Origin of the sequence: Massilia niastensis DSM 21313 (assembly GCF_000382345.1) — a bacterium.
GTDB classification, from domain to species: domain Bacteria; phylum Pseudomonadota; class Gammaproteobacteria; order Burkholderiales; family Burkholderiaceae_D; genus Telluria; species Telluria niastensis.
In genome coordinates this window covers 1-7,760 of record NZ_KB908185.1, presented here as the reverse complement: position 1 = coordinate 7,760, position 7,760 = coordinate 1, and the positions used below count along the sequence as shown (strand labels likewise).

The window sequence follows — 7,760 nt, the reverse complement described above, 5'->3', positions numbered from 1 at the left end:
CACTTCGGCTCGCCGCGGTCACGGTTGGCCGCAGCAATACCGCGCTGGGTGCCTTCTACCGACGCCTGGCAGGCCGCATCGGCAATGCAAAAGCCGTAACCGCAACAGCCCGCAAGATTGCCGTCCTGTTCTACAACGCGATGCGATACGGCATGGATTACCGTGATCCTGGCGCAGACCACTATGAGCAGCAATACCGAAATCGGGTCATCAAGCAGCTGCACCGGCGTGCCGCAGAGTTTGGCTACGCGCTGCAACCACAGGAGACAACAGCGTAGAGGTGAGTTTCTTAGGAAGGCATCGATGGGTTCAATGGGTCGTCGCAACACCTTCTGGTCTAACATGCAGCCAGGAGGAAAGGTAGTTGAATCAGAAGCGAACATCCGGCTTATCGGCCGAGCAAAAAAGGTCCCTTTGGCAACGCTGGAAAGATGGGGAATCATTAAGCGAAATCGGGCGGTCTCTCGGGAGACACGCTGCGTCGATTAATTCAATTGTGCGCCCGCACGGTGGGATCATGCCGCCTGAACGAACTCGTTCCGCACGCGCACTTACACTTGCTGAGAGAGAGGAAATTTCTCGCGGGATCCGAGCAGACGTCTCGATCCGGCAGATCGCCGCAGCTCTTGGTCGATCGCCGTCGACGGTCAGCCGGGAGGTGGCACGCCACGGTGGTGCAAGCCAATACCGGGCCACTATGGCTGATGCACGAGCTTGGGAGCTGGCGAAACGCCCGAAGCAGTGTGTCCTCGCTGCCAATGCCAAACTGCGGCGGTTGGTGGCGAGTAAGCTGCGATCGAATTGGGCGCCACAGCAGATCGCTGGATGGTTAAAGCTGCAGTACGCCGATAATAATGCGATGCACGTATCGCACGAAACCATATATCGCAGCCTGTATGTTCAGGCCCGCGGAGTACTGGAAGCAGAATTGATGAAGCATCTGCGCACACGAAGGCTGATGCGTCGCTCAAAAAACGCCACTACAAAAGGCCAGCCGCGGGGACAAATCATCGATGCTGTATCGATCCGCGAACGACCTGCGGAGGTGGAGGACAGAGCTATTCCAGGGCACTGGGAGGGCGATTTACTGAGCGGTTCGAACAACACACACATCGCTACTCTGGTAGAGCGCCACTCGCGTTTCACGGTACTGCTGAAGGTGCGGGGCAAGGACACTGAAAGCGTTGTCTCTGCACTGATTAAACGGGTCCTGAAGCTCCCAACGGAACTACGTGGATCAATTACTTGGGATCGAGGTACTGAACTGGCTCAACACAAGAAGTTCACCCTTGCTACCGATGTACCGATGTATTTCTGCGATCCACAGAGCCCTTGGCAGCGCGGTACGAACGAGAATACCAATGGTCTGCTTCGACAGTACTTTCCCAAGGGGACCCGGCTGGACGGCTATTCGCAAGCGGAGCTGAACAAGATTGCGTCACAACTAAATCAGCGACCACGAAAGACTTTGGGATTCGTGACACCAACGGATAAACTAAACGCTGCAGTAGGTGTTGCGTTCACCCGTTGAACCCGCCTCGGCCTTCTTTGCCCGCGAGCTGAAGTGAGTTTTCGACTCATCGACGATCTGCAAACGAAGGCCATTCCTGTGTCGCGCAGCTGTCGCGTGCTGGGCGTTAGCCGATCCGGTTTTTATGAAGCCAAGCGCCGCGCTGCGACTACGATTGTTTGCGCAGCGAGTGTTCATGTGCGTGCTGCTTTCGCGTCGAGTCATCAAAGCTACGGCAGCCGCCGTATGGTGACGGCGCTGGCAAATCGCGGTGTCCAGGCCGGTCGCTACAAAGTCCGTCGCTTGATGCGCCAAGCGGGCTTAAAACCGGTCTGGAAGCGCAAATTCGTCCACACGACCGACAGCAGGCATGATTTGCCGGTCGCCGCCAATGTGCTAGCCCGCCAATTCAATCCCACGGCGCCAAACAAGGCCTACGTGTCAGATATCACCTATGTCCGAACCGGCGCCGGCTGGCTGTATCTGGCGGTCGTGATCGACCTGTTCTCGCGCAAGGTAGTCGGCTGGGCTATGGCGCCGAGTATGCCGGCAAAGCTTGTCTGCGACGCGTTGCACATGGCCGTTCAGCAGCGGCGGCCGGGTGCAGGCTTGGTCGTCCACTCAGACCGCGGCAGCCAGTACGCAAGTGCCCAGTACCAGGCGCTATTAAGCAGTCACGGCTTCGTCTGCAGTATGAGCCGCAAAGGCAACTGCTGGGATAACGCCGTCGCTGAACGCTTCTTCCTGAACCTGAAGATGGAGCGCGTCTGGCAGCGCGAATATGCCAACCACGCCGAAGCCAAGCTCGATATCGCGGCCTACATCGTTGGCTTCTACAACAGCGAACGCCTGCATTCAGTTCTGGGTAACCTGCCGCCCTCCGTCTACGAACGGAACATGGCAGCAAAAAAACCTATCGTTGTGTCCGAATTTACTTGACCACCACACCGAGCATGTCTTCGCGCTGAAGCAGGCGCTTGCGCTCTACGATTTCTATCAGACGTGCATCGATGAATGCGATGTCGAGATCGAGCGCACAGTCGCGGGGCTGAATATCGACAGGCCTGTGCCGGAAGCACCGTTACCGAAGCCCAAACACCGAAGCAAGATGCCGAGCGACCCCAACTTCGACGTGCGTTCGGCCATGTACCAGCTTGCCGGTACCGATCTGACACAGATCCACGGCATTGGGCCATTTCTGGCACTGCGCCTGATTGGAGAATGCGGTACCGATCTCAGTCGCTGGCGCACCGCCAAGCATTTCACTTCGTGGCTCACGTTGTCGCCAGGCTGCAAGATTAGCGGCGGCAAGGTGCTGTCGTCATACACACGAAAGACCAGCAGCCGGATTACCGTGGCACTGCGGCTCGCCGCCGTCACGGTTGGTCGCAGCAATACCGCGCTGGGTGCATTTTATCGACGGCTCGCCGGCCGCATCGGCAATGCCAAGGCCGTGACGGCTACGGCTCGCAAGATCGCCGTCCTGTTCTACAACGCGATGCGATACGGCATGGATTACCGCGATCCCGGCGCAGACCACTATGAGCAGCAATACCGTGACAGGGTCATCAAGCAGCTGCACCGGCGTGCCGCACAATTTGGCTACGCGCTGCAACCACAGGAGGCAGCAGCTGAGAGGTGAGTTTCTTAGGAAGCATCGGCCTTCTTTGCCCGCGAGCTCAAGTGAGCTACCGGCTCGTCGACGAGCTGCAAATGAAGGCCATTCCTGTCGCCCAATCCTGTCGCCTCCTCGGCGTGAGTCGGGCCGGATTTTACGAAGCCAGGAATCGTGCTGCCAAGCCGACTTTTTGCAAAGCGAGCGTGCATCTGCGTGCCGCATTCCTGCGCAGCGGCCAGAGCTACGGCAGCCGGAGGCTGGTGACGGCACTGGCCAATAGCGGTCTTCAGGTCGGGCGTTACAAGGTGCGTCGTCTGATGCGTCAGGCCAGCCTGAAGCCGGTATGGAAGCGCAAATTCGTGCATACGACCGACAGCAAGCATGGGCTACCGGTTGCGTCGAACGTGCTTGCTCGGCAGTTCAATCCAGTAGCGCCCAACCTGGCTTACGCATCGGATATCACGTACATCCGAACCGGCGCCGGTTGGCTGTACCTGGCCGTCGTGCTCGACCTATTCTCGCGTAAGGTGGTTGGCTGGGCGATGGCGCCGAGCATGCCGTCCACGCTGGTTTGCGATGCCTTGCGCATGGCAATCCAGCAGCGCCGGCCAGCCGCAGGCCTGATCGTTCATTCGGACCGCGGCAGCCAGTATGCAAGCGACCGGTATCAAGCCCTGCTGGCCGAACACGGCTTTGTCTGCCGTATGAGCCGCAAAGGAAGCTGCTGGGACAATGCAGTCGCCGAACGCTTCTTGCTGAACCTGAAGATGGAACGCGTTTGGCAGCGCAATTACGCCAACCATGCAGAAGCCAGGCTTGACGTGATCAATTACATCGTCGGGTTCTACAACTCAGAGCGCCTGCACTCAGTACTGAGCAACCTGCCGCCCAGCGTCTATGAACGCACCATGGCAGCGAAAGAACCTATCGCCGTGTCCGAAATTACTTGACCACAACAGAAGCAAAAGGGAGAAAAGGTGAAGCCACAGTACAAAAATCCTGCGGACAACTCCCAGACCTGGACAGGCCGCGGACGCCAGCCGAAATGGATCGTAGAAGGGTTGGCAGATGGGAAGACCTTGGACGACTTCCGCATCTAGTTGTCGTCAGTATGTCTCTACTGCGGACCATGCGTATCGCCGCAGTAGTAGACGGACGCAATAGGCCTAAGGCGGGCGTCAACAGCAGGAATTGGCGCCTCCGACACATCGCGCCAAAGCCGATTCTCTACGCTGCTACCAGCGTGTAAAGGTCGGTCACGTGGGCCGCGCGCAAGTACCTCTACAGCAACCTCAACAGAAATTCCTGCTTCACATAGGTAGGCCGCCGCAAATCGCACGCCGTGCAGGCGTGCAAGTTCGAGCGCAGTTGCAAGAATCGTCGTTCCCATACTCATCCGTGCGGCGTTGTAGCTCATCCTCATATAGTCTTCGGTTTGCTCCGTCGGGTATTGAGCTACCTCAAACACTGGAGGCCAGGATGGTCGAGTGTTCCGCCAACCGTGCTGTGATGTACGTTCGAATGTCGACGGAAAGCCAGGATTACTCGACAGATCATCAGCGCGCCAAGATCCGGGAATACGCTGCAGCCTGTCGCATGCGTATCATCCGCGAATACGTCGACGACGGGAAAAGCGGCCTCGACATCAAGCGACGTGCCGGACTGCTGTCTCTCATGAGGGACGTCCAGTCAGCCCAACCCGATTTCAGCCACATCATCGTGTACGACATCAGCCGTTGGGGCCGCTTCCAGGACATCGATGAGGCGGCATACCACGAACACACCTGTCGGCGCGCTGGGATCGAGGTGGTCTACTGCGGCGAAAAGTTCAACGGCGAAAGCGGTCCATACGCCGCCCTACTCAAGAGCATGAAGAGAGTGATGGCTGCCGAGTACAGCCGGGATCTTTCTGAAAAAGTGTTCATTGCCCAGTCTCGGTTTACCGAGATGGGTTTCAAACAAGGCGGACATGCGGGCTACGGACTGAGACGCCTCGCACTCAAGGCGTGCGGAACACCGAGAGCAATACTGCAGCATCGAGAGTCGAAGGTCGCCGCTACCGACCGAGTAATACTTGTCTGGGGCCCAGCGGAAGAAGTGGCCACCGTTCGTCGGATCTATAGCCTCTACCTGCATGATCAACTCAGCGAGGGCGTAATCGTGAGGTTGCTGAATAGCGAGCGGCTCCCGAGCGAGTTTGGGCGGCCGTGGACCCAACATATGCTCAAAACGTTGCTCACCAACGTTAAATACTGCGGCACCTTGGCGTACAACAGACGATCATGCAAGCTCTCCACCCCGCGTAAGCACAACGCGCGCGATGAATGGATCGTCAACGCTACTGCAGTTGATCCAATCATCGATCGGGCAATGTTCGACCAAGCTCAAGCCGAACGAGCACGCAGGACACACCGATACTCCGGTTCTGAACTGATCAATCTTTTGCAGGTCTGCTACAAGAAGCACGGCATGATCAATTCAAAGATCATTGCAGCAGACCCAACAATGCCCGACACAAAAATGTTTGCTCGAGAGTTCGCCTCTCTGCCGCGTGCCTATCATGCGGCCGGGCTGCCACGCAGCCCGGCGTTCGCATTGGTCGAGACAAAAAGGAAGTTGTCGGCGAGGCGGAAGGAGCTACTCAACTGTGTAGTCAAGCATGCCCAGGCTGCAGGCGCAAGCGTCGGAAGAGCATCCAAGCCATTCATCTTGACCATGAACGGCAATCTCTTGGTACGGATTGATGTATCGGTATGTTGCAACCCCAAGCGCGGTCTACCGTACTGGAGGCTCACCACAGAGCCGGGAATTGACTTCATCATGATTGAGCGGATGGACTCTGCTGTGCTCAACACGATCGACTATCTATTGGTGCCTGCAAAGGATCTTCCACCAAGAACAATCTACTTGAAGACACCGAACCTCGTCCATTACTCGGCGTCGAGGTACAGCTCAGTTGGCGCAATGTTTGGAGATGTCGCAGCCGACCTGGAGGACGCATGCTGAAGCCATTCTGCGATCGCGCTGCCATCTACGTCCGCGCATCCACCGAACACCAGAACTACTCGACCGATCATCAAGAGGTGGCCCTACAAGAATACGTGGTCGCGCATAGCTTTCGGATCACAAGCATATACCGAGACAAGGGACGAAGCGGGTTGACTCTGGACGGCCGTACAGGGCTGCTACAGATGCTGAACGATATCCAGTCCGGCCGCGCCGATTTCAACGTTGTTCTCGTCTACGACGTGAGCCGCTGGGGCCGGTTTCAAGATGTGGACGAGAGCGCCTATTACGAGTACGCCTGCCGGCGCGCGGGCATTGCAGTCGCCTACTGTGCGGAACCATTTACGAACGATGGGTCTCCACTCGCCGCCGTGCTGAAGGGCTTGAAGCGTGCGATGGCTGCCGAATACAGCCGGGAGTTGTCGGCGAAAGTGTTTGGTGCACAGTGTCGTCATACCAAGGCAGGTTCAAGCAAGGACGCTTGGCGGGCTATGGACTAAGGCGTATCGCCGTCTCTGCAACCGGGCAGACCAAGAGCGTGCTCGGACTCGGTGAACGCAAGAACATGCCCACCGATCGCGTCACCTATACCCTCGGCCCAGAAAACGAGATCGAAGTAGTCAAGCGCATCTACGACATGTATCTGGCAGAGGGCCTGACCGATACAGGCATCGCTCGGCGCCTTAACGAGGAGGGAATTGAAAACGAATTCGGCCGGCTCTGGTCACCCTTCCACGTCAAGCAGGTCCTCACCAACGACAAGTATGCCGGCACGCTCGTGTTTAACCGCAGCACACAGCGTCTCAAGAGCTCACGCCGACCGAATGCACCGACTACGTGGGTAAAGGTCGAGGACGCATTCGGCGCAATCGTGTCGCGAGAAAAACTAGATGAAGCGCGGATCGAACGGCAGCGTCGACGAAAACAGTGGACCAACGACGAAATGCTCGATGTGTTGAGAGACATTTTCGTCGAGCATGGCAAGGTAACTCTTGATTTGATCAACATCAGCGGCGGCCCGTCCGTAAAGTCCTATGCCTTTCGCTTTAATGGCATCACCCTCTGCAATAGGACTAGCGGGCATTAGCTGGCCCTCCGTGTCTCGCAGCACGATCACCAGGTACCGCATGCGCTGCATTACACGCGATATGGCGATTGAGCTGGAAAGATGCGCTGCCGCTGCCAAAGCCCAGGTCAAGAAGCTCAGCCCGCGCACCTACGTTCTGAACGGCGTGGTGGTACGTCTGCTCTGCACGCGGTGTCGATTCGAGCGAAGCCACACGTGCTGGAAGGTCACCTTGGTACATGACTCCGCTGTCGACTTCGTGATCTGGGTACGCGCGGACCAGGCCAACGAGCGTATCGAGCGGCGTTTGTCAACGTAGTTGTCGCGTCACCTCAAGCTACTTGCTGTAGTGCTTCTGGCCGAATCCGTTCCGGATTCAACCAGACCTGGTCTTCCAGCTTCCAATTCCTCGTGCCGCGCGACCAGCGCCCCGGATTGCTGTTTCTGGCGTCTCGATAGACCTTCTCGCGGCACGCCAGAATCGCCGCATCCTGACCAGTGTGGCGCTGCGCCGGCGTCACGAATTTCAGGCTGCTGTGCTTGTGTTCCTGGTTGTACCA

The 7,760-nt window shown here is 57.6% G+C and carries 6 protein-coding genes and 4 pseudogenes; 9 read left to right on the top strand and 1 reads right to left on the bottom strand.

Going from position 1 to position 7,760, the window contains the following annotated elements:
- From H162_RS0129265 to H162_RS32985, 9 genes and pseudogenes are all read left to right on the top strand, one after another.
- Positions 1-278, top strand: a pseudogene (locus H162_RS0129265) (IS110 family transposase); the annotation flags it as partial.
- Between the two features lie 86 nt (positions 279-364).
- A complete protein-coding gene (locus tag H162_RS33750) occupies positions 365-1,531 on the top strand; it encodes an IS30 family transposase (protein WP_084677181.1) in 1,167 nt (388 codons plus the stop codon).
- A gap of 9 nt (positions 1,532-1,540) precedes the next feature.
- A pseudogene (locus tag H162_RS0129255) lies at positions 1,541-2,449 on the top strand (IS3 family transposase); the annotation flags it as partial.
- Entirely contained in the window at positions 2,430-3,152 is a 723-nt protein-coding gene (locus H162_RS32365; protein ID WP_020657024.1) for a transposase, read from the top strand. The pseudogene H162_RS0129255 and the gene H162_RS32365, both read left to right, overlap by 20 nt.
- Before the next feature lie 11 nt (positions 3,153-3,163).
- Positions 3,164-4,078 (top strand): annotated as a pseudogene (locus H162_RS0129245) (IS3 family transposase); the annotation flags it as partial.
- Positions 4,079-4,105: 27 nt separating this feature from the next.
- On the top strand, positions 4,106-4,228 hold the full coding sequence (locus H162_RS33745) for an H-NS histone family protein (RefSeq protein WP_084677180.1): 123 nt from the start codon (positions 4,106-4,108) through the stop codon (positions 4,226-4,228).
- 379 nt (positions 4,229-4,607) lie between these two features.
- A complete protein-coding gene (locus tag H162_RS32360) occupies positions 4,608-6,134 on the top strand; it encodes a recombinase family protein (protein WP_020657022.1) in 1,527 nt (508 codons plus the stop codon).
- Positions 6,128-6,634 (top strand): recombinase family protein, encoded by a 507-nt coding sequence (locus tag H162_RS32990; protein WP_020657021.1) that lies wholly within the window; start codon positions 6,128-6,130, stop codon positions 6,632-6,634. Before H162_RS32360 ends, H162_RS32990 begins: the two co-directional genes overlap by 7 nt.
- On the top strand, positions 6,616-7,221 hold the full coding sequence (locus H162_RS32985) for a recombinase family protein (RefSeq protein ID WP_156885875.1): 606 nt from the start codon (positions 6,616-6,618) through the stop codon (positions 7,219-7,221). Before H162_RS32990 ends, H162_RS32985 begins: the two co-directional genes overlap by 19 nt.
- A 311-nt stretch (positions 7,222-7,532) precedes the next feature.
- On the opposite strand, the pseudogene H162_RS34915 reads toward H162_RS32985, so the two are convergent.
- Positions 7,533-7,760: pseudogene (locus tag H162_RS34915) on the bottom strand (IS3 family transposase); the annotation flags it as partial.